General features: G+C 31.2%; 28 protein-coding genes. 11 read left to right on the top strand and 17 right to left on the bottom strand.

The features are described from left to right. Positions 1-3: 3 nt before the first annotated feature. Positions 4-984, top strand: coding sequence for a GDP-mannose 4,6-dehydratase (locus SULAZ_RS03405; RefSeq protein ID WP_012674502.1), 981 nt, complete (start codon positions 4-6; stop codon positions 982-984). A 3-nt stretch (positions 985-987) separates the two neighbouring features. Here the strand turns inward: SULAZ_RS03405 and SULAZ_RS03400 are convergent, their stop codons facing one another. The 5 genes from SULAZ_RS03400 to SULAZ_RS03380 are packed head-to-tail and all read right to left on the bottom strand — an operon-like array spanning position 988 to position 5,034. Further along, on the bottom strand, positions 988-1,584 hold the full coding sequence (locus SULAZ_RS03400; protein ID WP_012673653.1) for a recombination protein O N-terminal domain-containing protein: 597 nt from the start codon (positions 1,582-1,584) through the stop codon (positions 988-990). Continuing rightward, on the bottom strand, positions 1,585-3,345 hold the full coding sequence (locus SULAZ_RS03395; protein ID WP_012673655.1) for a bifunctional 3'-5' exonuclease/DNA polymerase: 1,761 nt from the start codon (positions 3,343-3,345) through the stop codon (positions 1,585-1,587). Further along, a complete protein-coding gene (locus SULAZ_RS03390; RefSeq protein WP_012674649.1) occupies positions 3,338-3,919 on the bottom strand; it encodes a nicotinamidase in 582 nt (193 codons plus the stop codon). The genes SULAZ_RS03395 and SULAZ_RS03390 overlap by 8 nt, the downstream gene beginning before the upstream one ends. After that, entirely contained in the window at positions 3,916-4,269 is a 354-nt protein-coding gene (locus tag SULAZ_RS03385) for a TraR/DksA family transcriptional regulator (protein ID WP_012674737.1), read from the bottom strand. The genes SULAZ_RS03390 and SULAZ_RS03385 overlap by 4 nt, the downstream gene beginning before the upstream one ends. Positions 4,270-4,323: 54 nt before the next feature. Continuing rightward, positions 4,324-5,034, bottom strand: a complete 711-nt coding sequence (locus SULAZ_RS03380) for a transporter (RefSeq protein WP_012674009.1) — start codon at positions 5,032-5,034, stop codon at positions 4,324-4,326. Positions 5,035-5,216: 182 nt separating this feature from the next. Between SULAZ_RS03380 and SULAZ_RS03375 the strand changes: the two genes are divergently transcribed. Together SULAZ_RS03375 and SULAZ_RS03370 are read left to right on the top strand one after the other, a co-directional pair. Then, positions 5,217-5,825, top strand: a complete 609-nt coding sequence (locus SULAZ_RS03375) for an SCO family protein (protein WP_012674874.1) — start codon at positions 5,217-5,219, stop codon at positions 5,823-5,825. A gap of 196 nt (positions 5,826-6,021) precedes the next feature. Next, on the top strand, positions 6,022-6,663 hold the full coding sequence (locus SULAZ_RS03370; protein ID WP_012674162.1) for a hypothetical protein: 642 nt from the start codon (positions 6,022-6,024) through the stop codon (positions 6,661-6,663). Between the two features lie 54 nt (positions 6,664-6,717). Here SULAZ_RS03370 and SULAZ_RS09310 read toward each other — a convergent pair whose 3' ends face one another. From SULAZ_RS09310 to SULAZ_RS09010, 7 genes are all read right to left on the bottom strand, one after another. After that, positions 6,718-6,861 (bottom strand): hypothetical protein, encoded by a 144-nt coding sequence (locus SULAZ_RS09310; RefSeq protein ID WP_425476468.1) that lies wholly within the window; start codon positions 6,859-6,861, stop codon positions 6,718-6,720. Between the two features lie 66 nt (positions 6,862-6,927). Then, positions 6,928-7,776, bottom strand: a complete 849-nt coding sequence (locus SULAZ_RS03365) for an IS982 family transposase (protein WP_012674497.1) — start codon at positions 7,774-7,776, stop codon at positions 6,928-6,930. A 166-nt stretch (positions 7,777-7,942) separates the two neighbouring features. Beyond that, positions 7,943-10,978, bottom strand: a complete 3,036-nt coding sequence (locus SULAZ_RS03360) for an efflux RND transporter permease subunit (protein WP_012674014.1) — start codon at positions 10,976-10,978, stop codon at positions 7,943-7,945. Then, positions 10,975-12,024, bottom strand: coding sequence for an efflux RND transporter periplasmic adaptor subunit (locus tag SULAZ_RS03355; protein ID WP_012674459.1), 1,050 nt, complete (start codon positions 12,022-12,024; stop codon positions 10,975-10,977). The genes SULAZ_RS03360 and SULAZ_RS03355 overlap by 4 nt, the downstream gene beginning before the upstream one ends. Beyond that, a complete protein-coding gene (locus tag SULAZ_RS03350) occupies positions 12,021-13,181 on the bottom strand; it encodes a TolC family protein (RefSeq protein WP_012674136.1) in 1,161 nt (386 codons plus the stop codon). The genes SULAZ_RS03355 and SULAZ_RS03350 overlap by 4 nt, the downstream gene beginning before the upstream one ends. A 41-nt stretch (positions 13,182-13,222) precedes the next feature. Beyond that, positions 13,223-13,531 (bottom strand): hypothetical protein, encoded by a 309-nt coding sequence (locus SULAZ_RS03345; RefSeq protein ID WP_012673540.1) that lies wholly within the window; start codon positions 13,529-13,531, stop codon positions 13,223-13,225. Then, complete coding sequence (locus tag SULAZ_RS09010) at positions 13,524-13,685, bottom strand: hypothetical protein (protein ID WP_012674454.1); 162 nt, start codon at positions 13,683-13,685, stop codon at positions 13,524-13,526. Before SULAZ_RS09010 ends, SULAZ_RS03345 begins: the two co-directional genes overlap by 8 nt. 89 nt (positions 13,686-13,774) lie before the next feature. Here SULAZ_RS09010 and SULAZ_RS03340 point away from each other — a divergent pair, with 89 nt between their 5' ends. From SULAZ_RS03340 to SULAZ_RS03310, 8 genes are read left to right on the top strand one after another with little or no spacing between them, the layout of a single operon-like run. Next, the gene (locus tag SULAZ_RS03340; protein WP_012673733.1) at positions 13,775-14,686 is read left to right on the top strand and encodes a protoglobin domain-containing protein; all 912 of its coding nucleotides are present in this window, start codon (positions 13,775-13,777) and stop codon (positions 14,684-14,686) included. 44 nt (positions 14,687-14,730) lie between these two features. Continuing rightward, complete coding sequence (gene cysS, locus SULAZ_RS03335) at positions 14,731-16,194, top strand: cysteine--tRNA ligase (protein ID WP_012674686.1); 1,464 nt, start codon at positions 14,731-14,733, stop codon at positions 16,192-16,194. Next, positions 16,179-16,862: a class I SAM-dependent methyltransferase gene (locus SULAZ_RS03330; RefSeq protein ID WP_012673887.1), complete on the top strand. Its 684-nt coding sequence runs from the start codon at positions 16,179-16,181 to the stop codon at positions 16,860-16,862. Before cysS ends, SULAZ_RS03330 begins: the two co-directional genes overlap by 16 nt. Before the next feature lies 1 nt (position 16,863). Continuing rightward, on the top strand, positions 16,864-18,024 hold the full coding sequence (locus SULAZ_RS03325) for an aspartate aminotransferase family protein (RefSeq protein WP_012674835.1): 1,161 nt from the start codon (positions 16,864-16,866) through the stop codon (positions 18,022-18,024). Continuing rightward, positions 18,014-18,364, top strand: a complete 351-nt coding sequence (locus tag SULAZ_RS09175) for an Rpn family recombination-promoting nuclease/putative transposase (RefSeq protein WP_012674212.1) — start codon at positions 18,014-18,016, stop codon at positions 18,362-18,364. Before SULAZ_RS03325 ends, SULAZ_RS09175 begins: the two co-directional genes overlap by 11 nt. Next, positions 18,364-18,972, top strand: a complete 609-nt coding sequence (locus SULAZ_RS09170; RefSeq protein WP_323145362.1) for an Rpn family recombination-promoting nuclease/putative transposase — start codon at positions 18,364-18,366, stop codon at positions 18,970-18,972. Before SULAZ_RS09175 ends, SULAZ_RS09170 begins: the two co-directional genes overlap by 1 nt. A gap of 12 nt (positions 18,973-18,984) precedes the next feature. After that, positions 18,985-21,090, top strand: a complete 2,106-nt coding sequence (gene rnr, locus SULAZ_RS03315; RefSeq protein ID WP_012675072.1) for a ribonuclease R — start codon at positions 18,985-18,987, stop codon at positions 21,088-21,090. Between the two features lie 3 nt (positions 21,091-21,093). Beyond that, on the top strand, positions 21,094-21,645 hold the full coding sequence (locus SULAZ_RS03310; protein ID WP_012674123.1) for a thioredoxin family protein: 552 nt from the start codon (positions 21,094-21,096) through the stop codon (positions 21,643-21,645). Positions 21,646-21,647: 2 nt separating this feature from the next. Here the strand turns inward: SULAZ_RS03310 and SULAZ_RS03305 are convergent, their stop codons facing one another. The 5 genes from SULAZ_RS03305 to SULAZ_RS03285 are packed head-to-tail and all read right to left on the bottom strand — an operon-like array spanning position 21,648 to position 25,983. Continuing rightward, positions 21,648-23,462, bottom strand: coding sequence for a PilQ (locus tag SULAZ_RS03305; protein ID WP_012673748.1), 1,815 nt, complete (start codon positions 23,460-23,462; stop codon positions 21,648-21,650). Positions 23,463-23,475: 13 nt separating this feature from the next. Beyond that, a complete protein-coding gene (locus tag SULAZ_RS03300; protein WP_012674046.1) occupies positions 23,476-23,715 on the bottom strand; it encodes a hypothetical protein in 240 nt (79 codons plus the stop codon). Further along, positions 23,712-24,404 (bottom strand): type 4a pilus biogenesis protein PilO, encoded by a 693-nt coding sequence (gene pilO, locus SULAZ_RS03295; RefSeq protein WP_012673526.1) that lies wholly within the window; start codon positions 24,402-24,404, stop codon positions 23,712-23,714. The genes SULAZ_RS03300 and pilO overlap by 4 nt, the downstream gene beginning before the upstream one ends. Before the next feature lie 11 nt (positions 24,405-24,415). Then, positions 24,416-25,018, bottom strand: coding sequence for a PilN domain-containing protein (locus SULAZ_RS03290; protein ID WP_012674706.1), 603 nt, complete (start codon positions 25,016-25,018; stop codon positions 24,416-24,418). Continuing rightward, the gene (locus SULAZ_RS03285; RefSeq protein ID WP_012673427.1) at positions 25,015-25,983 is read right to left on the bottom strand and encodes a type IV pilus biogenesis protein PilM; all 969 of its coding nucleotides are present in this window, start codon (positions 25,981-25,983) and stop codon (positions 25,015-25,017) included. The genes SULAZ_RS03290 and SULAZ_RS03285 overlap by 4 nt, the downstream gene beginning before the upstream one ends. Positions 25,984-26,065: the final 82 nt, after the last annotated feature.

Below are 26,065 nucleotides of genomic sequence, written 5' to 3'. Positions count from 1 at the left end.
CAAATGAAAAAAGTTCTTCTAACAGGAGTTGCTGGATTTATAGGTTGGAAGACAGGAAAATTTTTACTGGAAAAAGGTGTTGAAGTTGTAGGTATTGATAATATGAATAACTACTACGATGTAAGACTGAAAGAGTATAGAAAAAAAGATTTAGAAAATTACGAAAACTTTAAGTTTTATCCAGTTGATATAGAAAATTTAGGAGCTCTTGAAGTGATCTTTAAGGACCACAAGTTTGATTGTGTTATCAACCTTGCTGCAAGAGCTGGAGTAAGATACAGTATGATAAACCCTCATGTGTATATGACTACAAACGCAAATGGAACATTGAACCTACTTGAGATGATGAAAAAGTATCAAGTTAGAAAGATGGTTTTAGCTTCTACATCTTCACTTTACGCAGGACAACCAATGCCTTTTAAAGAAGACTTACCTGTAAACACTCCCATATCTCCTTATGCTGCATCAAAAAAAGCAGCTGAAGTAATGGCTTACACTTACCACTATTTATATGGTATTGACGTTTCAATTGTAAGATACTTTACCGTTTACGGACCTGCAGGAAGACCAGATATGAGTATCTTTAGATTTATAAAATGGATAGATGAAGGAAAACCAATAATACTTTACGGAGATGGCTCCCAATCAAGGGATTTTACATACGTTGACGATATTGCAGAAGGGACGATTTTATCAACTAAAGAGTTAGGTTATGAGATAATAAACTTAGGCGGTGGTAAAAATCCTATAAGTCTAAATACAGTAATCCAAACGATAGAAAAGTACCTTAACAAAAAGGCAGTTATAGACTACAGACCTTTTCATAAAGCAGATTTAAAAGAAACGTGGGCAGATATAACAAAAGCAGAAAAACTTTTAGGTTGGAAACCAAAAGTAAGTTTTGAAGAGGGAATAAAGAAAACCGTTGAGTGGTATCTGGAAAATAGGGAGTTTTTAAAGGATATAGAAGTTGGAAATGAGTAAGATTTACAGAGAGTGGGTAAAAGATAGGAGTTTTTCCTTTAATTTTTGTGGATTTTGGTTTTCTTCACCTAAGAGAGAGGAGATTTTAGATATAGGAGTTTTTAAAAGAAAGGTTAGTAAATCTCTTTCTTGAGTGTCAAGGTCAATAGCATTTAGATTTAGTTCACCGTTTAGATAAACAAGTCTTACTAAAAATGCAAGCTCTAGTAAATTTGTATCTTTAGCTAAAGTAAGGTAATACAAAGTTTTTTTAAGGAGTATAAAAATTCTCTCATCTTGATGAGGAGCAAAGTTGTAAATCCAGCTGATAATGTTGTAAGCTGATAAAAATCTGTTGTACTCTTTTACAATTTCAATAGCAACATTTTTAAAGTTATCAATCTCGCTTATATAAAGCCTGTCTTTTATTTTAAAAAAGACTCCAGAAAACCAGTTAAACTCGGTTAGAGAGACTACTGGGAGATTTTTTATAAGCTGCCCGTTTTGGATAAAAATACTCTCCCTGCCTAACTTTTTAGTGTAAACGACTAAACTTAAATCCTTCTCTCCTACAAATGTTCTTTTTAAAACTATGGCTTGGTCTTTAAAGAGTGTGTACAACTACTCTTTGCTCCAAGATTTTGATACGTTTATCTCAAACTCTACAGGAACTTCTTTTAGTAAGTACCTTCCTGCCTTTTCCATAGATTGAGAGAGTATTTCTTGAACTTTGTCTACGTCTTCTTGTTTTACTTCAACAACTATCTCATCGTGGACAAGATTTACAACCTTTGCGTCTAAGTCTAATAAACTCTTATAAAATAGTACAACTGCCATTTTAAGTAAATCACTTCCACTCCCTTGTATAGGATAGTTTACTGCGTCTGTAAATTTATAAGCTATAAGTTTTCTTCCAAGTAGTGTTTCAACCTGAATAAACTTGTGTTTTTCTAAGTAATTTTTAACATTTTCGTGCCATTCTTTAAATTTTGGATAGAAGTTAAAAAAGTTTTCGTGAAAAGTTTTTGCTTGAGAAAGTGTTATATCTATATCGTAATTGTTTTTTGCATACTCTACCAATGATTTTGGAGATATACCGTAGATAAGCCCAAAGTTTATAGCCTTTGCAAGGTTTCTTTCTTCTTTTGTTATCTCTTGGTAATCTTTTCCTGTTATTACTGAAGCTGTGAGTTTGTGAAGGTCTTTCTTCTCTTGAAATGCTTTTATCATACTTTTGTCTTTTGTGTACTCTGCGGCTATTCTAAGTTCTATCTGGGAGTAATCTGCGATTATAAACAAGTATCCGTCAGGAGCTCTAAAGATACTTTTTAGGTTTTTTGGTATGTTTTGAAGGTTTGGTTTGTAAGAGGACATTCTACCAGTTGAAGCTCCTATCTGTTTAAACTCTCCATACACTCTTGAGTTTTTAACATACTTAGAAAGTTCTTCTAACTTATCAAGGGTTTTCTTTTCGTATCTGATAGAAAGAAGAGTTTTTACTTCTGGTTTATCTTCATAGGGCTTTAAATGTACATCTTGAGATGAAAAAGACCCTTTTTCTGTTTTTGGTAGTTTTAACCCTAACTTTTTTGTTAAAAAGTTTGCTACTTGTTGTGGAGAAAATGGGTCTATATAGTACTTCCTTTTAAATTCTATGTATAGGTTTTGGAAGGTGGTCTTTGAGTTTTTTATAAGATTACTAAGCTGTTTTTCATCTATGGGTATTCCTGATAGTTCTATTGATACTAAACAAGGTAAAAATGCCATCTCTAAAGCAGCTACTGGGTTCACTACTCCAAAGACTTTGTAAGTTTCCCCAGAGGATTTTAAATGGGTCTGTTCTTCGTTCAGTCTAACAACTTGCTCTCTAAAAATTGACCTTAAAACTTCTATATCTTTTGCTGAGTACTCTATCTGTTCTTTTGTTAGGTTTTCTACCCACCAAGGTGAAGTTTGATAAGTCTTATCTACTTCTTCATCTGTTAATCTAACTGCTACTGCGGAAAGGGAATGTTTTTGAGAGTTATCTCCCTTTGCGAGGATTTTAGAGGCTATAAATGTATCAAACACTACTTTTGGATATACATCAAAATTGGTTGCTAAAAATTTTAAATCAAACTTAAGGTTATGTCCTACAATGCCTTTACTTTCTAAAACTTCTTTTAAAAACTCTTTTAAAGTATCTCTTTCTACCTTGAAAGCATCTATAACAAAAATATCTTCTTGTGTACCTATCTGGATAAGTCTTACTTTGTCGTTAAAGTAGTCTACCTTTTCAAAGTCTTTTACAGCTACTTCTGTATCTAAGTAAACGTAAGGCAAGTCTTTTAACTTTTCCTTTAAAGCAGTAAGTTCTTTACTTTGTGTTATGTAGTTAACCATCTATATCTTTTAATGTTAAAGCCACAGTAGTTTTATCTAAAAGGTCTTTAATAACTTCTTTCTCTTTTTCTGGAAATACAGATTTTATCGCATCAACCAAAAGGAAAACTTGATAACCTAAGTTTAAACCACCTATAGCCGTATTTTTTACACAGAAATCTGTTGCAACGCCACATATAAAAAGTCTTTTTATACCTCTTTCTTGTAAGAGAGAGTGTAAGTTAGTACCTTGAAATCCGGAGTATGCATCAAAATCTGGGCTTGTTCCTTTTGAGATTATAAATTTATTATCAGATGGTATTTTTAAATCTGGATGAAATTTTGCACCTTCGGTGTTCTGGACACAGTGGGCAGGCCATATACCACCAAATCCTTTAAATGATATATGATTTTCTGGATGCCAGTCTCTTGTAAAAAAAACAGGGTTTGACATTTTTTCAAAAAGCTCAATATAACTGTTTATAGTAGGTACTATCTTATCCGCATCTTTTACAGGAAGGACGCCGTAAGGCATAAAATCGTTTTGCATATCAACCACTATTAAAGCATCTTTGTCAGTTAACTTTACCTTCATTCTTCGTCTTCCTCCTGTTTAACTTTACAGTTTATACATAAAGATGCTACAGGACGGGCTTTTAGTCTTTCATAGGGAATCTCTGCACCACAAGACTCACATATACCGTAAACTCCGTACTCTATCTTTAAAAGCGTCTCTTCTATCTTTTTAAGTAATTTTCTTTCTCTATCTAAAGTCCTAAGGGTAAGAATTCTTCCCGCCTCAGCTTCTGCTCTTTCCATCTCATCAGCACCTTCAAAAGATAGAGCTTCTCCAGTATTTTGTTTTGTATCCTCTATTATTCTGTTTTTCCACTCAATAAGTATGTTTTTTAACTCTTCTATCTGCTGTGGTGTTAAATGATTCATGATTTTACCTCTTAGCCTGTTTTATTCTACTGAGAGGCTAATTATAACATAAATTTAGAAAAATTTAAAAGTTATTCCACCGTAAAACGAGTAGTCGTTGTTTGGGTTAAAGACTTTTCCTATTCCTACACCAATTTCTACTTTTCCTTTACTATAACCTATACCTATCAATCCACCTTTCTCAGTTTCTTCATAGGAGCTTAAAAAGAAAGTTGTAATTACACTTAGATTATCTATTAGTGAGTATTCTGCGGAAATAGACTGAAAAAATTCGTTTTGCCCTAGTATTCTATCTTTATGTACCATAAAAGATGAGTTAGCGTAGAAGGTTAATTTTTCAAAATCTGCTTGAGATATGAGAGTAATGCCATAACTTAGATGACCTTCACTAAAATCACTATCTTTCTTTACAGGAATACCTAAAAAAGGCTTTATTGCAAATTTTAATCCATTTTTTTCGTAAAATCTGTATTTAACTTCTACAAATGGGTCAGATATGTCAGAGTAAGTGTTCTCATAGTTTTTTAAGTACCCAAAAGGTATATTTAAAGCTATGTCTGTTTTATCGTTATAGCCATAAGTGAAGTTAAATATGTAGCTACCATCTGTTTCATCAGTATACTTTGTTATAAAAAAGTAGTTTTCGTTTTGATAGTTGCCTGTTCCAAGAGTTTCTGTATCATCCCATATTAAAGCTTTTTTACCTGCAAAAGAGTTTGTAACTAGGGTCAAAACTACTAAAGAAGCTACTATAATTTTTTTCATACTAAACCTCCTATCTAAAATATTTTAAACTAAGCCTCAAAAATGATTTGAGTTTTATTTTATTGTAATTGAGACTTAATTTCAATGATGAAAAGAAAAATTTAGTCATGTTAAATTTGAAGTTGAATTTAACACGAAATTAATATATGATTTAAATCAATAAATTTTTTGGAGGTGTGAAGATGAAGAAGTTGCTAAGTTTTCTAATTGTACTTGTGTTTTCTACAGTATCTATGGCTTACAATCTGCAAGGAAGTGCAAAAGGCTATCCTAAACCTGCGATTGAAGTGGAAAATCTTGTTAATGAAGAAGGTAAACCTACAAAACTTTCAGACTTTAAAGGAAAGGTTGTTATACTTTACTTTGGCTTTACAAACTGTCAACATGTGTGTCCTACAGTAAGTGCATCTTTAAAAAGAATCTCAGATGCATTAGTTGAAAAGGGATTAAAAGATAAGTTTCAAATTGTATTTATAACTGTTGACCCTAAAAGAGATACTCCAGAAGTTTTAAAAGAGTATAAAAAGTCTCACGAGTTTGATACTTTTACATTCTTAACAGGGAAAGAAGAAGATTTAAAGAAGGTTTGGAAAGCTTACGGTATAGAAGTTAAAGAGAAAGAGATGGAGATGAAGCATGGAGACCACGTTATGAAACATAAAATGATCTCCCATACTCCTGTTATAACCTTTATAATAGACAAAAACGGTAAAATCGTAGAAGATTACAAAGGAATATACCTTCCGGAAGATAAGATAATACAGGATATTGAATATTTAATAAAAAAATAGATTTAGAAAGTTAGGGGCTAAAAGCCCCAATTTTTTATTTTAAACTTCTTAAAAAAATGTATTGCAAGAAAAAAAGATACCTTTATAGGGTAGTAGCTGGATTAAAAGAGACATTCTTTACATTAGTGATTATGGAAAAAGGTAAGATTATTAGATTTATTTAAAATGTAAATGTTTTCAGAGGAGTAAAGACCTTTTGGAACAAAGATATCTATCATCAACGTTTGAATACATAGTTCAAAACTACATAGAGGAAGATAAAAGAGAGGCTCTAAATAATTTTCTATCTCTTATACAAAGCTTTGAGTATGCAGTAGTAGGTGGGGTTGCAGTTTCTGTATGGTATAACGGAGTAAGGGCAATATCTCCTGAAGATTTTGACGTAAAAATTTTACCGTCAGAAGAAAAACAACTTTTAAAAGTACTAAAAGAAAACGGATTTAAATTGGAAAGAAAAAACGCCTTTATGGATAGTTTATGGTTCGTTTTTAAAAAAGATGGCCAAGGGTTTGATGTAGGAATAGTAGAAAAAGAATGGGACATAATTGGTATAAAAACGGCTAAAAGCTTTAACTATAAAGGTCATCTTGTTAAGGTTATACCAATAGAATACCTTATAGTTTCAAAACTCTTTGCAGGCAGAAGAAAAGATTATAAAGACGTAGTTTTTTTATTAAAATCTGGGAAAGTAGATTTTCAAACCATAAGAATCGCCGTTAAAAGATTTATCCCATCTGAACTTGAGGAACTTGAAAATCTAATCATCTATGCAAAACAGTTTGATGTAAAGGACATTAATAAACTTTTTGAGGAACTTCAAGATGGAGAAGAGAAATGATAAAGGCAACAAGGAGGTTAAAATTTAAATAAATAAGATCCTCAGAAAGGTAATCTACCATATTTCTTTACCTACTTTTCCCCATTCAAACTTTTTATTTTCTTCATAATCTTCCTTAAAAAGCTGGTTAATATCTAATTTTGGTTTTCTTTTCTGTTTAACAGGAATTATAACTATCTTTCCATCTTCTACTTTTATATCAACTTTTTCACCAACTTTTAAACCTAATTCCTGTAAATACTCTAATTTCCAATTTAAATAATTTTAAAACAAACCAAGACAAGTAGCAAAACTTAAAGCTAAAATGAAGAAGTTTATCTTAGCTTTAAATCCTTCTAAAGATACTGCCCTGATATCCTCTATTCCCATATAGTATAACTTGCTAAATACTGTCTCTATTCTCTTCCTTACTCTCTTTAAAAACTCTTGTTTATCCTTTTGTTTGTGATGTACTTTCCCCTTCTTTCTTATAGCCTCTAACTCTATTCCTAAACTCTTAAATTCTTCTTTTAAATCCTTTGAATTAAAAGCTTTGTCTGCTATTATTGTCCCTTTGTTTAATATATCTATCAAAACACTGTCCTCTTTTACTTCCTTTAAAAAGTTTATATCATGCTTTGAAGCTGGAATAATCTCATATCCTATCGGTCTTTTGTAATAATCCACTATTAATCCTATTTTAAAACCAAACCATTCTTTTGCTGCATTGTTTCCTTTGTATAACTTACCAGAAACTTTCTTGTTTCTTTTCATTCTTTGATTTTTACAAACAGGTATTGGTTTTGTATCTGCTATGTATACTGTGGTTATCTTCTCAGAAAATAAATTTGTAAGAATGATTGAGATTACTTGAGCAAGTTTATATAGTTTTTTAGCTCTTTTTACTATTGCTGGTAATTGAGGAACATAAGGGAAAAGGTCATTGTAATTCTCTTTAAATTCCTTAAGTGTTATTTTGTAATCACCTTTTCTATAGCTCATAGAAAATATGATGAGAGTTATAAGCTCTACATCAGAGAATTTAGGCTTATTTGTTTTATGTTTATGTTTTATGAGTTTTAGGATTTCATCTGTCAGAATATAAACGTTTATGATATAATCTCTAAAAGTCATGATTTTACCTCCAGTGGTAGTTTTACTTTATGATACCACTGGAGGTTTTTTATTTCATCTTTTTTTCGAATTGGAAATTAGGGTTCCTGTAAATATTTTTTTGGTATCCTAATGCCTTGTGAGTTTCCCCATTTTGTAATTGTAAGCATTTAAACACCTCTTTTAACTACCTATTGTTAAACATCCTATAGACAACGGGAAGAATGAGTAAAGTTAACATCGTAGAGGTAAAAATTCCTCCTATAACAACAAAAGCTATTGGCTTTTGAGTTTCTGAACCTATATCACCACTAAACAGTATTGGAAGTAATCCTAAAGATGCAGCTGTTGCTGTTATTAGTATGGGTCTTAACCTTAGTTTTGTAGCTAAATTAATAGCATCTTCTATGTTTTTTCCTTCAGTGATAAGCTGTTTTATGTAAGATATTAAAACTACTCCGTTTAAAGTAGCTATCCCAAAGACTGCTATAAATCCTATCGCAGCTGGGACAGATAAGTTAAACCCTGAAAGATATAAAGATACTATTCCTCCTATTGTAGCAAATGGAATGTTTAGTATAACTATCAAAGCGTCTTTAAAGGAGTTATAGTTTAAGTAAAGTAGCATAAATATTAAGAGTATAACGATAGGGATGATTATTGAAAGTTTTTTCATTGCCCTTTCTTGATTTTCAAACTGCCCAGAAAACTGTATAAAGTACCCTTGAGGAAGTTTTACTTCTTTTTCAATTTTTTGTTTAAGCTCTTGAATAAATCCTCCAAGATCTCTTCCTTCAAGGTTTGACTGAACTAAAGCACACCTTAAACCGTTTTCGTGTCTTATCTTGAAAAAACCTTCTGTTATCTCTATATCAGCTGCTTCTGATAAAGTTAAAAGATAGCCATCTTTTGTTGTTATAGGGATTTGGGATAGCTTTTCAATACTGTTTATAGTGTCTTGAGGAAGTCTAAGGACGATAGGGAAAGTTATTAAACCTTGCTTTAAGTAGTTTGCTTCATAACCTGCAAAGTATCTACCAACTATAGATAACAGCTCCTCTGGTTTAATGTTGTACTTGGCCAAAACCTCCTGTTTAGGGGTTATCTTTAACTGTAGTTTTCCAGATTGGGCTTCTGTTTCTACGTCAACAGCCCCTTTCGTACTTTTTACAATCTCTTCTATTTTGTGTCCAATTTGATTTACCTTGTCAAGGTCATCTCCAAAAACTTTTATAGCAACTGTTGACTTTACACCTGATAAAAGTTCGTCTATCCTCATCTGAATAGGTTGTGTAAATCCAAAACTAACTCCTGGAACATCTTTTAACTTTTCCCTTAGTATATTTTCAAACTCTTCTCTCTTTTTGAAGTTTTTCCAATCTTTGTAAGGTTTTAGAATGATAAACGTCTCTATGTAGTTTACTTCTTCTGGCTCTCCTTTTTCAGCTCTACCTATGTTAGAAAAAGCATTTTCTACTTCTGGAAACTCTTTTGCAGTTTGTTCAACTATACTTGCAACTTTTTTTGCCTCTTCAAGGCTTACGTTTGGATTTAGAAAACTTTTTACCAAAACGGACCCTTCGTTTAAAGTTGGTGCAAACTCTGTACCTATCCGTGTAAAAAGCCACACTGAAAATAAAAAGACAACAACTACAAACGTAAGTACTACTTTACCATGTTTTAAAGCTTTGTTTAATATTTTGTGGTAAACTTCGTTTAAAACTTCCATTATTTTTGTTTCTTCTGATTTTGGTTTATTTAAAAAGTAGTAGGACAAAGCAGGCATAAAAATAAAAGCAACTATTAATGAAGAGATAAGAGCAAATATAATGGTAAGGGCAAGAGGCTTATAATACTTACCTTCAACTGACTCAAAACTGAATATAGGTATGAAAACGGCTGTTATGATTAGTATTGCAAAGACAACAGGTTTAAAAACTTCTTTAACAGAGTTTCTTATAACTTCTAACTTTGAAGCTTCCTTACCGTGGAACATATGTCTAAAAATGTTTTCTACTACTACAACTGTTGCGTCTGCGAAAAGTCCTATCCCTATTGCAAGTCCTGATAGAGACATAAGGTTTCCTGAAAGACCAACTTCTTTCATAAAAATAAAAGCCATCAAAAGAGTGATAGGAATAGACAGAACAACTAATATAGCTGACCTTACATTTCCAAGGTAGAAAATCATAGCAATAAAAACTAAAACAATCCCTTCAATTAAGGCTTTTTCTACTGTTGAAACGGCTTTTTGGGTGAGGTAAGACTGGTCATAGAGAATTTTTATGTCAACATCTTTAGGAAGTATCTTCTTTATCTCTTCAAACTGTTTGTAAAGTCTGTCAACAAGGTCTTTTGTGTTTACGTTAACTCTTTTTAAGACTATATTACCTTGGACTTCTTCACCGTTTAAAGTTAAAGCTCCCCTTCTGTTTGGAACTTCTCCTTCTTCAACGTCTGCAACGTCAGAGAGTTTAATATAAGAGCCGTTTTCAGTTTTAACAGGTATATTTTTTATATCTTCTATAGAAGTGATGTAATTTACCGCCCTTACTATCAAATCTCCTTGTGAAGTTTTTGAAAAACCTCCAGGGACTACTATACCGTATTTTTCTACTGCATCGCTTACATCGTTAAAAGAAAGTCCATAAGCAAGAAGTTTTTCAGGGTATATCTTTACTAAAAAGGCCTTCTCAGGACCCCACTGGCTTATCTCTTCAACTCCATCAACAGATTTTATAAGAGGTTTTATCTTCCATTCTTGGATAGTCCTTAAATCTGTTAAAGGTCTATCTTTCGAAGTTAAAGCGTATATAAGAACGTTTCCAAGTCCGGAGCTGTTTGGTCCCATAACAGGGTTATACTGGGAAGGTATCTGGGATTTGGCATCAGAGAGTTTCTCCATAACCAACCTTCTTGCAAAGTAGATATCTGTCCCATCTTTAAAAAATACAGATATGTAAGACAGCCCGGGTAGTGAAACACTTCTAACTGTACTTACATCTTTAATACCTGACATAACTGTTTCTATTTTCTTTGTTATAAGTGATTCTACTTCTTCTGCAGATAGTCCCGGAGCTTCTGTGTAAATGTTTACTTGAACAGGTGTAGGGTCTGGGAATGTATCTATAGGAAGAGTTTTATAAGAGTAAATTCCGAAAGAAATTACTAAAGCAAGTAAAAACAAAACAAACAGTCTATACCTTAACACTAAATCTATCATTCTCCACCACCTCCAAAAACAGAAGACCTTAGGAAAATAACCCTACTGTAAACAACCTCCTCACCTTCTTTTATTCCGGATAAAACAACCGCCTCTTTATCATCTCTACTACCTACTTGAACCTCCCTTAAAACGAATTTATTCCCTGTTTTTACAAAACAGTAATCTTTACCATTTTCTCTAAAAACAGAAGATGAAGGTACAACTAAACCTTTCATAGAAGAAACAGGAATTTCTACATCTACAAAGAGGTTTGGTTTTAATAAATCTCCTACGTTGTTAACCACTATTCTAACATCGTTTCTTTTTGTTTTAGGGTCTATATCATGGCTTATGTAAGTAAGAATTCCTTCAACTTTTTTTCCAAGGGGTGTTTTTATATAGACTTTTTGCCCTATTTTTAAGTTTTGAGCATCTTGGAAAGGAAGTTGAGCTATAACCCAAAGTCTTTCATGGGAATGTATGTACATAATTTCCTGACCTAAACTTACAGGACTTCCTTTTATAGCTTTTAAATCAGCTACAAAACCATTTACTTTACTCCTTAAAACGACAGAGTTCCCTTTAATTTCTCCATAAGAAGAAAGTATTCTTCTTAAAGCGTTTAACTCACCAACTGCTTTTTGATACTCTATCTTTGCATTGTAATACCTAACGTATGGAATAACTTCCTCTTTATAAAGCATCTCTTCTCTCTCTAAAACTTGTCTTGCAGTATCCACTTTAACTTTTGCCATTTCTATGTTTGCTTGAATATCTGCTATTTTAGGAGAGTATACAGTGAGTAAAACTTGACCTTTTTTAACAGTATCCCCTTGTTTTACATACAGATTTTCAACAATACCATCTACACTTGAAGAGACACTGTAAGAAAGTGTAGGGTTTTCGTTTACCACAGCTGGATAGGTTTTTGTTATAAAAATCTCTTTGTACTTTACAGCTGTAGTTTTTATACCAAGTTTTTCAGCTTTATCTTTACTTACAACAACTTCTTGAGAAAAGCTAAAAGAAAATAGAAAAGCAATTAATAAAAGTACATTTTTCATAATGAACCTCCTATTTCTAAGTATTTGCTATAAAGCTGATGTAAGTGTTTGTAAATCTCCAGTTTGTATTTCAAAGTCTCAAAATAAAGGGCTTTTATATTGAAAAATTCAAAAAGAGAGATTGTTTTTAACTTATAACTTTTTTCTGCTAAGTTTAACTCGTTTTTAGCAGTCTCAATACTCTCGTTAAGTTGGGAGATTAAATCAAGGTCAGATTTGTAGCTTTCTAAAATAGATGAATACTTAATTTTTAGACTGTTTACTGTGTAATCTTTTAAAGAAGTATAGCTTGCTTTTTGATTTTTTACAGACACTATCTCACCAAGGTTTCTGTAAAAGACAGGTAATGTAAAGTTAACTACTAAGCCACTTTCATACTTGTCATTAGAGTATTCTTTAGCTATTACTCCTACGCTAATCTGTGGATAAGACAATGCTTTATAATACTTTTCTAAAGCTTGTAGGGATTTTATCTTCTCATCAAAGCTTTTAATTTCTGGAAGGGATAAAAAATCTATTGTTTTAATGTCTCTAACATGATAAAAATCTCCTTCTACGTCTTTAATTTCATACCCGACCAAAGAAGACAAACTTTTAAGACTTTCAAGATAAAGTAATTTTTGCTGATTTAACTTTGAAATTGAAAGCTGGTATTCTCTTTGGGCTTTAAGAAAGTCAAGTTTAGAAGCTTCTCCTAACTTATAAACTTTTTCTGTAAAGTTAAAAAACTCTTTAGACAAGTTAGCCTCATTTTCGGCTATTTTTAAAAGCTCTTTGTTATAGAGTGCTTCATAGAATGATTGATATAATACTGATAAATACTTTCTTTTAAAAGAATCAAACTGTAAAGACTGATACAGCTTCTCACTTACAGCAGATTCTATGTTATACTTTCTCTGATTGTAAAGTTTTAGTGGTTGTGATATGTAAAACTCTGTAATTGTAGCAGAAGAGTTTCCTCCTACAAGTCTTCCAAACTGTATGTATCCGTCTGGATTAGAAAAAGATTTGGCTTTTATGATTTTTCCTTCGTAAGACTCAACTAAACTTTTGTTGCTTAAGATGTAAGGATTGTTATCAATTCTGCTTACAATTTCATCAAAAGTCTCTGCTTTGGCAAATACAAAAAATATTAGTATAAAAATAACGTAATGCATTTTAAACCTCCTGATTTATTTGAGATTGAGACTAAAATTGATTAGTTATATAGAAAAATTGGGGGTTTAAAGATTTCTTTCACAGAAGGTTTGAGAGTTAAAGTTGGAGAGTATATATTTTTTGACAATTCTTTATCAAAATCTATTTTAATCTGGTTATTTAAAACTAAAAATGGAGAGTGTAAAACTTTATGAATATCTACATTTTTATCACAGCTGTGATGCACATCTTCAAGAAGTACTACATCTATTTTTTTATCATCTAATGCCTGAAGAAAATAGTCATGAAAAGCGTTAAATACGATAGCAAACAGAAAAACAACCAAAATTTTTCTTTTATTTTTAACCATCGTCTGGAAGAGATTCATCATAACCCCATTTTTCATTTATTTCAGTTTTTTCTCTCTCTTCCCAGCACACAGCACAAAAGTAAATATCGGGGATATTAGGGTCTTCTTTCAAATCTATTTTACTACCACACTTTAAACATTCTTTTTCTTCCATCTCAATCCTCATAATAATATATTTGTAAATATATGCTTACAAAAATTTAAATTCAAGTGATATAATTTTATAAAAAAGGGAGCTGTGCTATGATTGAAGAGTTTTCCCAGATAAAAAAGGATTTTCAATTTACAGAGGAAGATGTAAGGAATATAGTAAAACTTAAACCTATATTTGAAAGGTACGTTGACGATTTTATAGAAAAATTCTACGACTTTATATTAAGATTTCCTCAAGCAAAAAATTTTTTAAAAAATGAAGAAGTTATAAAAAGACATAGAGAAAAAGTAAAAAAGTGGTTTTTAGACCTTTTCAGTGGAAATTACGATTTAGAGTACTTTTTAAAATTAAGGAAAATAGGGGAGACACATGTTAAGATAGGACTCCCTACTCATTATGTAAACGCCAGTATGAACTTTATAAGAAGATACATAATCGATGTTATTGATAAAGAGGTAGAAGATAGGAAAGAAAGGAACGCTTACGTAGCTTCTGTAGGAAAACTCCTTGATATTAACCTCGATATTTTAACTGTTTCTTACAGAGAAGAAGAACTTTCAAAGTATGCTGAAATGACAAAAATGGAAAAAAAGATATATGGGTTTGCTAAAAAGTTTTCCGATGTTATAGACCTTTTTATTTTGATAGCTTTAGTTATAGTAGCTCTGTCAGTATTTTTCCTTTTTGGATACGATTTATATAAACTTACTTTTAACATTGTTGAACTGGAAGAAGGTATTTTAGCTATTTTAGGTAGTTTACTAATCCTTTGGGCTGTTGGAGAACTTATGACAGAAGAATTAAGGCACCTTAAAGGTGGTAGATTTGCTATAACTGTGTTTGTAGGTATTGCTTTAGCTGCAATAATAAGAAAACTGTTTATAGCATCTTTAGGAAGTGATTCAGAAAAGAAAGCTATAGACCTATTGTCTTACAGTGCTGTAATACTTTCTCTTGGAGTTGTATTTTGGCTTATATCTAAACGGGAATCAAAAGAGTAAGTGTGATAAAATTTTTTTATAATTTAAATCAGGAGCCGCTACCTATGAGTTTAAAGATATACAACACTCTAACAGGAAAAAAAGAGGATTTTGCACCCATAAAGCCACCACAAGTAAAGATATACACCTGTGGCGTTACAGTTTACGATTATAACCACGTAGGACATGGAAGAAGTCTTATAGTCTTTGATATGATTAGAAGATATCTAAGATACTTAGGATACAATGTAATCTTTGTAAGAAACTTTACAGACGTTGATGATAAGATTATAAATAGAGCAAAAAACGAATGTGTTCCCTTTACAGTAATATCAGACAAATATATAAAAGAGTACTTTGACGATGCAGAAAAGTTTAGAATAGAACCTGCAGACATAGAGCCAAGAGTAACAACCCACATTCCCGATATTATTAAGTTTATTCAAGAACTTATAGACAAAGGCTATGCCTACGAAGTTGATGGGGATGTGTACTTTTCTGTTAGGAAGTTTAAAGATTACGGAAAGTTATCGAAAAGAAGTATAGATGAACTTTTGGCAGGTGCAAGAATAGAACCGGGAGAAAAGAAAAAAGACCCTCTTGATTTTGCTCTGTGGAAGTCAGCAAAGGCAGGAGAACCATACTGGGAGTCTCCATGGGGAAAAGGTAGACCAGGATGGCATACAGAATGTTGTGCAATGATATTTAAACATTTAGGAGAAACAATAGACATACACGGCGGTGGTCTTGATTTAACTTTCCCACACCACGAAAACGAGATAGCTCAAGCTGAAAGCTTAACAGGAAAACCATTTGCAAGGTACTGGATACACAACGGACTTGTCACTGTAAATGGTCAAAAAATGTCAAAGTCTTTAGGAAACTACGTTACTCTAAAAGAGATTTACTCAAAGTACGAACCGGATATATTAAGACTCCTTGTATTATCAGTACATTACAGAAGTCCCCTTGACTTTTCTTGGGATAAGATGGAAGAAACAAAAAAAGCCTATGAAAGATTAAAAAACGCTATACAGGAATATGAGATACTACAAAAACTCCCTACTGACGAAAACTTTGAAGAGGATTTATACACTGAAATCCAGAAAGCCCAGTCTGGGTTTTACTCTGCAATGAGTGATGACTTTAACACACCAGAAGCTCTGGCATCTTTATTTGGACTTGTAAGACAGATGAATATACTGAAAGATAAAGCTATAAAACAAGGAGGAATATCAAAAAAAGCCCTTCAATCATACAAAGAAGCTGCAGACACACTTCACAATATATGTAGAGATATTTTTGGACTTTTTGACAGCTTACAACCTTGTGTAAAAACTGAAGAAATAAAAGTAGAAAAACAAGAAGAAAAGTTAGATGAAGACCTAATAAACATACTTATAGAAGTAAGGGACAAAGCAAGAAAAGAAAAACAGTTTTCCATTGCAGACACAATAAGAGATAAATTAGCTGAAAAAGGGATAGTAATAGAAGACACCCCATTTGGAACAAAATGGAAAAAAGTGTAGCAGAAAAAATATTTGATAGTGTACACAGATCTTACGATAAATTTTTAAACTTTGCTACATTTAGTAAGATAAATAAATGGCAAGAAACATTAATAAATGCCACACCTAACGGCAAGTACATTCTAGATATAGGCACAGGAACAGGTGAGATAGTAAAAAAGATAAATCAAAAGATAGATAAAAATTCTTACATATACGCTCTTGATATCTCTTTTAATATGCTGAAAGTAGCAAAATCAAAAATAGGCGGTGAAAACATTCTCTTTTTAAAATCAGATGCATTAAAACTCCCCTTTAAAGAAAAATCTTTAGACAACGTTTACTTTTCTCTTGTTTTTAGACATCTTCCAGCTTTAGAGATTACAAACCAGTTAAAATATGTCCTAAAAAAAGATGGATACGTATCAATATTAGAAATTGCAAAACCAAGAAGTAAGATTTTATACAACCTTATACTTTTATTTACAGACAAGATGTTTAGACCTATAGGCAGATTAATATTTTCAAAACAAGAGTGGGATTACTTTGTAGAGTCTATTAAAAACAGTATAACAAAACAAGAGTTATTAGAGTTTTTCAAATCAAATGGATTTACTACACATTTTTACCAATCAAAATTATTAGGACTTATTCATATAGCAGTTCTTAAAAAACAGACGGAGGAGTAGATTGATAGAAAAAGCAAGTAAATACCTTTTTCAAAACTACGGAAGATTACCCTATTTTTTTGAGAAGGGAGAAGGTTGCTACCTTTACGACGATAAAGGAAAAAAATACTTAGATATGTTGTCAGGAATAGCTGTAAATGCCCTTGGCTATAACCACCCTAAACTTACAAAAGCCATCTGTGAACAAGCAAGTAAAATAATACACATATCAAACTTATTCTACATAAAACCCCAAATAGAAGTTGCAAAGATACTATCTGAAAATAGCTTTGGAGGGAAGGTATTTTTCTGCAACTCTGGAGCAGAAAGCAACGAAGCCCTTATTAAACTTGTAAGAAGATACTTCTACGATAAAAAACAAGAAAGATACGAAATAATAACCTTTGAAGGAAGCTTCCACGGAAGAACACTTGCAACAGTTACAGCAACAGCCCAGCCTAAGTATCATGAAGGTTTTTATCCACTTGTAGAAGGGTTTAAATACGCAAAATTTAACGATATAGATTCAGTTAAAAATCTTATAACAGACAAAACAGCTGCCATTTTAATAGAGTTGGTTCAAGGAGAAGGTGGTGTAAACCCAGCTAATAAGGAGTTTATAAAGGAACTTTACAAACTTTGTAAAGAAAATGATATACTCTTTACAGTCGATGAAGTTCAAACAGGAATAGGAAGAACAGGAAAACTATTCGCATATCAGCATTTTGATATACAACCTGATATTATTTCTCTGGCTAAAGGACTTGGTGGAGGAGTACCTATAGGAGCTATTATAGCAAAAGATGATATAGCTAAATCCTTTGTTCCCGGGACTCACGCATCTACATTTGGAGGAAACTACCTGTCAACAGTTGCAGCAAAAGTAGTTTTAGAAGAAGTACTATCAGAAGGATTTTTAGATAGAGTACAAAAGGTAGGAGAGTATCTAAAAGAGGCTTTAAAAATATTTGGATATCCTGTAAAAGGTTTAGGTCTTATGGTAGGTATGGACTTACCACAAAGTATATCCGCCAAAGAAGTTATGAAAAAAACCTTGGAAAAAGGTTTAATAGTGGGAACTGCAGGAGAAAACACCCTCAGATTCGTCCCACCACTAATAATAACTGAAAAAGAGGTAGATGAAGCTGTAGATATACTAAAAGAGGTTTTGAATGTCAATTGAAAAATCCCCTCACGACTGGTTTTTTAAAACAATCTTCTCTAAGGAAGAAAACACAGAAAGATTTTTAAAAGGTTTTCTACCCAACCTTTACAAGATAATAAAACCAAACTCTTTAAAACTTTTACCTACTGAAAAACAAAGCGTTAAAAGAGAAAAATTTTTCTTAGATTTATCCTTTGAGTGTAAACTAAATACAAAATCACCGAATAACAACGCTATACTTTACTTCGTTTTTGAACATAAATCTTACCCAGATAAAAGAACACCTTCACAGATAGTATACTATAAAGCGTCAATAATGGAAGAAGATGAAAAAATAATAGACTATATACACCAGTAATCCCTATAGTCTTTTATCATGGAAGTAAAGACTGGAACATTCCTAAATCTATACCAGATTTAAAACCTTATCCACCCAATACAAGATTATTAATCCATTCATTGGATTACATTTTGGTGGACTTAAATAAGATAAGCTCTAAGAGAATAGTTAAAGAATTTTACGACGATATTTGTCTATTATCAGCTATATTAACATTAAAGAATATTTTTAAGGATTTCAACGACCTGAAACCTATTCTAAGAAATTTACTTGTTGCAGAAACAAAAGATTGTATTTATATTATTATTAACTATATTGCACTTGCAAAGAAAGATCTAAAAACTGTTGAAAACATCCTTGAAGAAGTAGGAGGGAAAGAAAAAATGATGACCTTAACAGAAAAATGGAGAATAGAAGGATTACAGCAAGGAATAGAAGAAGGTATTAAAAAGCAGCTTAAAGATGATATAAAGGAAGCTATAGAAATAAAATTTGGAGAAGTTATGGAAGATATCAATACAAAAATAGAAAGTATAAAATCTGTTGAAGTACTAAAAAACATCTACAGAACTGTTATAAAAGTGTCTACTTTAGAAGAATTAAAAAATTACATAAATAACCTATAAGAGGGGGAAGTATTGGAATTAACACAAGAAAAGGTTTTAGAATTATTAAAAAGAAATAAAAAAGGTTTATTTTTCAAACAAATATCTAAAAGTTTTAATTTAGAAAAAAAAGAAGAAAAGCAACTGAAAAAGATACTAAAAAAACTACAGAAAAACAAAACTGTAGTTTACTCAAAAGGTCTCTACAAACTAAAACCTCAGCTACAAGAAGAGAAAAATTTAATAAAAGGTAAAGTAGAAGCTCACGAAAGTGGATTTGGATTTTTAATAAGAGAAGACGGAGAGCCAGACCTATTTATTCCTCCTATTGAAATGGATTATCTTTTTGACGGAGACATAGTTTTAGCAGAAGAAAAGATATATAAAGGAAAAAAAGAAGCTAAAATAGTAAAGGTCTTAGAAAGAAGAGTCAAAACAGCTGTCGGTAAACTTAAAAAAGAAAAAAATAGATACTTTGTTCACCTTTTAGATTTTGTAATACCACATAAAATCTATATAAATAAAAAAGAAGCTAAAAAGTATCCACTGGATAACTACGTAGTTGTTGAGATAACCCAGTATCCTGCCAGAAAAGTAGAAGCGAAAGGAAGAATAATTAAAGACCTTGGAAATGTTAAAAATACCCAGACAGTTGCAGAGATAGTAGCGAGAAAATACGATTTACCTTTAACCCACAGTGAAGAAGCAATAAAAGAAGCTGAAAGCTTACCTTCAACTGTCAAAATAACAAAAAATAGAAAAGATTTAACAAAACAGATATGTTTCACAATAGACCCTGAAAGTGCAAGAGACCATGACGATGCAGTAGCGATAGAAAAAGAGGGAGAAAACTACAGACTCTACGTTCACATAGCAGACGTTTCTTACTATGTAAAAGAAGGTTCTGCAATAGATAGGGAAGCATTCCAAAGAGGAAATACTTACTACCTTCCAGAAAGAGCATTACACATGCTACCTGAAAGGCTTGCATCTAACCTTTGTAGTCTTAGACCTTTTGAGAGAAAATACGCATTTACCTGTGAAATGTTAATAAACAAAAAAGGAGAAGTTATAGATTATAAAATCTATGAAAGCGTTATAGAAAGTAAAGCAAAGTTAACTTATGACCAAGCACTAGCAATAATACTTGGAGAGCCAGAACATGTAAAAGCTTTTCCAGATTTAGTAGAACCGCTAAAACATATGGAAGAACTTGCTAAAATACTCATGAAAGCAAAAGAAGAAAGAGGAAGTATAGATTTTGATATGCCTGAATCTCAAATACTATTTGACGAAAAGGGAGACCCATACGACGTAGTCCCTTACGAAAGACATTTAGCTCATAGAATAATAGAAGAGTTTATGATTATAGCAAACGAAACAGTAGCAAGACATATGGAAAAACTCAACCTTCCATTCATCTACAGAGTCCATGAAAAGCCAAAGATTGAAAAAGTAAACGCTTTTGTAGATATAATGGCAGGATTAGGTTATAAAGTAGAATATCCAAAAGGAGAAGTAGAGCCAAAATTTATACAAAAGCTTATAGAGATGGCAGTCGGTACTCCAGAAGAGTCTTTAGTGAGATTTTTAGCTTTAAGAACGATGAAACAAGCAAAATACTCCCCTTATAATATCGGACACTTTGGACTTGCTTCGGAGTGTTATACTCACTTTACCTCTCCAATAAGAAGGTATGCAGACGTTTGGGTTCATAGACTGCTTAAAAAAGCTATCAAGAAAAAATTTACAAAAAAAGATTTAGAAGAATTACCTAAAAAACTAGAGATTATAGCACAGCAATGTTCACAAGCCGAAAGAGTTGCAGATGATGCAGAGAGAGATGCCCTTGATATACTAAAACTTAGAATACTAAAAGAAAAAATTGGAGAAAAATTTGAAGGAATAATAACTGGTGTAATGCCTTTTGGTTTGTTTGTAGAGATAGAAAGATACATAATAGAAGGCCTTATACCTATATCTGACCTACCAGAAAAGATGAAATACGATGAAAAAAATCACCAAATGATTGGAGAAAAAATGAGATTTAGACTTGGAGATAAAGTAAAAGTTAAAATAGTAAAAGTAGATGAAGATAGTAAAAAAATAGACTTAAAATTTGTCAGTAAGGAGGAATAAAAGATGGCTTTAACATACTCTATAGATATTCCTCTTGGAAGTAAAATGCCGGATTTTGAGCTGAAAGACCCTTTTGGAAATTTATACAAAAGTGATGAGCTTTACGGAGAGAAAGGACTGTTAGTAGTGTTTACCTGTAATCACTGCCCATACGCTATTGCAGTATGGCCAAGACTCATAAGACTATCTCAATACGCTAAACAACTTGGAATAAATACTGTTGCAATAAATCCAAACATCCATCCAAACTATCCTGACGATGCTCCAGAAAAGATGATAGAAAAGATTAAAGAATGGGGAATACCTTTTCCCTACCTTGTAGATGAAACTCAAGAAGTTGCAAAATTATTCAAAGCTCAATGTACTCCTGATATATACCTATTTGATAAACAACATAAACTTGTATACCATGGAAGAATAGACGATAACTGGCAAGATGAAACAAAAGTAACAAGAGAGGAGTTAAAAGAAGCCATAACAAACTTAGCAGAAGGAAAACCCATAGACCCAGTTCAATATCCTTCTATGGGCTGTTCCATAAAGTGGAGAGAATGATTTTATTCGTATACGATTTTTGGAGATAGGAAAATAAGTAACTCTGTTGAAGTATCTTGTTTAAAGTTTTCTTTAAATAGATTTCCAAGAATTGGGATATTCATTAATCCAGGCACACCAGATGTTTGAGTATCTTCTGTTTTTTCTAAAATACCACCTATCACTACAACTGAACCATCTTTTGCAACAACTTTACTAGTTACAGTCTTTGTTTGTATAGGTGGATTACCAAGTAATAGGTTTTTAAAATCTGGTATATCCTGAGTTATAATTAAATCCATAATAATGTTTCCATCCGCTGTAGTTCTTGGAGTTACATTTAATTTTAAGACTGCTTTTTTAAATGACACTGATGAAACAGTTCCACCACCCGCAGCTACAGCTGTTGTATAAGGTATTTCATAACCTTGTGAAATTTCTGCTGTTTCCCCATCTATTGTTATAACTGATGGTTTTGATAAAATTTTAGATTTTCCAATACTTTGTAAAGCTGAAAGTCTAATATCCAAAAAGTTTTGAGTTCCTCCCAAAATAAAGCCTAATGAAAAACCACCAGGAATTTTTGATTGCACTGCTGGAAAATCAACTGCATAAGCACTACCAGGTCTATAGTTAGCTAAATAACTTGTAGAGTTAGTCCCAGCTATTATTTTAGTATTATTATTATCAATATTAGATGCTAATCCACCCCATTGAATACCTAAATCTTTTACATTTTTACTACTTATTTGAACAATTCTTGCTTCAATAGATATTTGATATGGTCTATCTAAAAGATAGTCAGAGAATCTATATTTTATCTTCTCTATAATATCTGGTTTATCGGTAATACATATCTTAGGTAATGATGTTATTATTGTTGCTGGTTGAGAAGTTGATTTAGTTAAACCTGCTATACCTGTCTGAGTCCCGCCTGTTGTAGATAATTGTCTTGTTTCTGTTCCCCCAATTTCCAAAGCTTCTTTAGATTTAAATATTACAGTTCCATTTTCTGATAAATAATTTTCTTTAATATTCATAATAATTTCTCCAGGCTCAAGCCCTCTAGCATAAAAACATTTTGTCTCAATTTTTTCTTTTGTTGCCTTCCCAATGACTCTCGTGATATTAAGAATGTTATCCTTTGTATCTAAAATAGTTAAGATCCCTTTTTCCTTGTCATAATTATATCTACCAAAAGGACCAATATTTTCAATAATTTTATCTTCAATTAATTTGTAATTTTCATAAGATATATTAAACTCTTTTTTTACAAATTGACCTTGCTCTTTTTGTAATTTTGCAATTTCTTCAGTTTGTTTTTTCAAAGTATCTAAATACGCTGAAACTATATTCTTTATTTTATAAACGTTATCTTTTTTATCTTTTAAATAAACTGTGTAAGTATTTCTATCTGCCTCTATTAAAGCAGATGAAGAAGCGTTCTTTTTTATCGTTAAAACAATCTCATCAAAAATATCTTTTCCTAATGTTTTTATAACTTCTGGAGGAATAGATACAAAATATTCATCAGATAACCTAATTTTATAAACATCTCCTTCTCTAACTGCAATAAGTCCATTTTCTACTAAAATTAAATTTAAAAGTTTTTCTGCATCGTAAGGTTTTTTTATAGATACGTACACTAACTTATCTTTTTGTGCTATAGCATCTTTATCCCAAATTATATTTATACTAGAAACTTGTGAAATAGCATCTACAACGGTTGATAACTTAGCATTGTTAAGTTCTATAGAGACTTTTTCTGCAAAAGATAAAGACAATGGTGTTACTGAACCTATTACTAATGCTAATAAAGAATTTTTCACTTTCTTCATGACTCTCTCCATTTTACTTTATTTCTGATTTTTCTATTAACTTTTTCGGATTTGCTTTTACTTTAATTAACTTTGTTCCTTCTGGAGTCTCTACTACAATAAATTTTTCTCCATTCTCTTTTTGAATATAACCAACAGCATTTTCCAAACCAACAAAAGGAGTTACATCTTGAATTGGTGGCAAATTCAGATTTTCAGCTTTTGCAATTAAAAAGGAAAAAGCCGTTATAGACAGAATAAACTTTAATTTCATTGATTTACCTCCTCAGGCATATAGTAAATAACATAGCTTAAATTAAAATTTAACAATTTGGAACTCTCTTTTTTAATAGATAATGATTCAACTATGATAAGTCTTTCAGATTTTGATAAATAATTTAAAAGGTTTTTAAGTTGATCTATTCCTCCACTAAAACTTGATGAAAGATAGATTTTTTTTACATTTAAAGCTTCTTTCGGAATTTGATTAGTAGACTCCTTATTTTTTTCTTTTTCTTGATTTTTTGGTATTGTCTTTAAAGTATCACTTTCTTTATCATAAAATAAATAAACATCTTCTTCTTTTTCTACTTTAAATCCATTAATTATCAAACCAGATGATAACGCGTAGTTTGTAATTATTTTTAGGATTTCTTCTATTTTAGGGTCAGAAGGTATTATTTTTGATAAAACCTCTAATTTCCCATTATTTTCATCTATTTCATTTTTTATATTCTTTATCTTTAATTTGAGAACTTTTTCTTTTTGTGGATTAGCAATAGCTTTTAGAGTATTAAGATTACTTTCTAAAGTTTCTACTTCTTGCTGCAAGTTCGAGTATTCTTCTAATTTTTGAGATATGAAGGATATAAAAATTAAATACGCTATAGCTCCAAATATTACTAATATCAAGAATATTTTTTGCCATTTTGGAGTCATTTCCCATTGTTGTTTTATATCCATACGTATGCTCCTTATTTTTGTTTAAAGCCTTTTAAGTTAAATTCAAAGCTATAATAAAAATTATTCATAGAGGATACTTTTTTTTCAGTTCCATTAAAAGTAATAGTATCATAAAAGATTTTTAGATTTTTATAATAAGTAGCTATATTTTCTGGATTTAGACTATAACCATTTACTTTTGCTTCTACAAAACTCAACTCTAAATTGTCTAACCAAACTCCATCTGGTAAATTCTTAACTATTAAATCTAATTTAGGAGTTAAAGGTTTTTTATATTGAGATAAATATTCGAAGGTTTTTACTTTCAATAGAAGTTTTTCTTTTTGCTGTTCTAACAAAGAAATAGTTTTTTCTAATTCTTTTAATTTTTCTTCATATTTCTTTAATTTACTAATTTCTAATTCTATTTTTATTTTTTTTTCTTTTAAAAGAGATATTCTACTATTTAAATAAAATAAATATGCAAATTCTGCTAATATAAAAAACATCCCCGCAATAGTTATAATTAAAAAACTATCTTTTCCAATCTCTGGTAGTTTCAGAGTAGGTACTGATATCTTTTTAAAAGAAGTTACTTTCTTCTTTTTTTTCGGGTTTAAATCAATTTTTATCATGGCATACCTCTATAAGCTAAACTTAATACGTTATTGTAAATCCCTAAGGGGAATGAGCCTTGATAATTGATACCTAAAGCTAAAACCGGGTCTAAATCTTCTAATACAAATCTTGTAGAAAATTTAAGTTGCATGTACGCCTTTATTTCGGGGTACTTTGCAAAGTATCCGGATGTGTATATTATTCTTGGTTCGTTAATTGTTAAGAAAAAGTAATTAATCTCGTTTATTAGTCTTATAACCTCTTGCTCCTTTTCATCTGGACTGAAGTTTTCATATACTTTAGGATTAAAGTCTAAAGGCTGGAGAACAACATTTTCATTAGAAAAGATCATAAATGAGTCATTTTTATCAAGATGGATAACACATATATTTTTTTCTTCTCTATTCTTTTCAATCTTCTGTTTTTGCAACAATGCTAAATTTAATAAAGAAGTACCTACAGTATCAATAACATCTACATCAACACCAGAAACTTGTGAAATTTCGATAATTCTTTCTACAGCTTCCTTTTTAGTAATAACTACTAAAATATTTAGAAATTCATTATCTGATGAAATAATATCCCAATCATAATGAGTTTCTGCTCTAAAATTTTCTATGTCTTCTTTTATATTCCATTCTATAGCATCTACCAACTCTTTCTCGTTCACTCTGGGAAGGTGTAAAGTTTTATACAAAACAGAAGACATAGGTATGCTAAAAGATGCGGATTTTATCTTCAAACCTCTTCTTTCTAACTCATCTTTTAAGATTCTACCATCTTGGCTATTGTCTCCGGTTACTTCAAACTCAAAAGGCATTATAGGGATTTCTATAATCTCATTTTCTTTTTTTAAGATCCCTACTCTTATATAATCGGTATCAACTTCTATACCACTGTAAAGTTTACTAGATTTTTTCAAATTAAAAGCTGGTAATTTTAAAGTAGGCATACTAAGTTTAATTTTAGGCAAAGTTATCATACCTTAACTTCCTCTTAATCATTAATTCACTGTTAATATTATTTCGACATAAAGTATAGAAACTTTAATTTTACAATCTATT

Source organism: Sulfurihydrogenibium azorense Az-Fu1 (assembly GCF_000021545.1).
Lineage (GTDB): Bacteria > Aquificota > Aquificia > Aquificales > Hydrogenothermaceae > Sulfurihydrogenibium > Sulfurihydrogenibium azorense.
The sequence above is the reverse complement of the archived record's forward strand: the minus strand, read 5'-3'. Positions and strand labels throughout refer to the sequence as shown.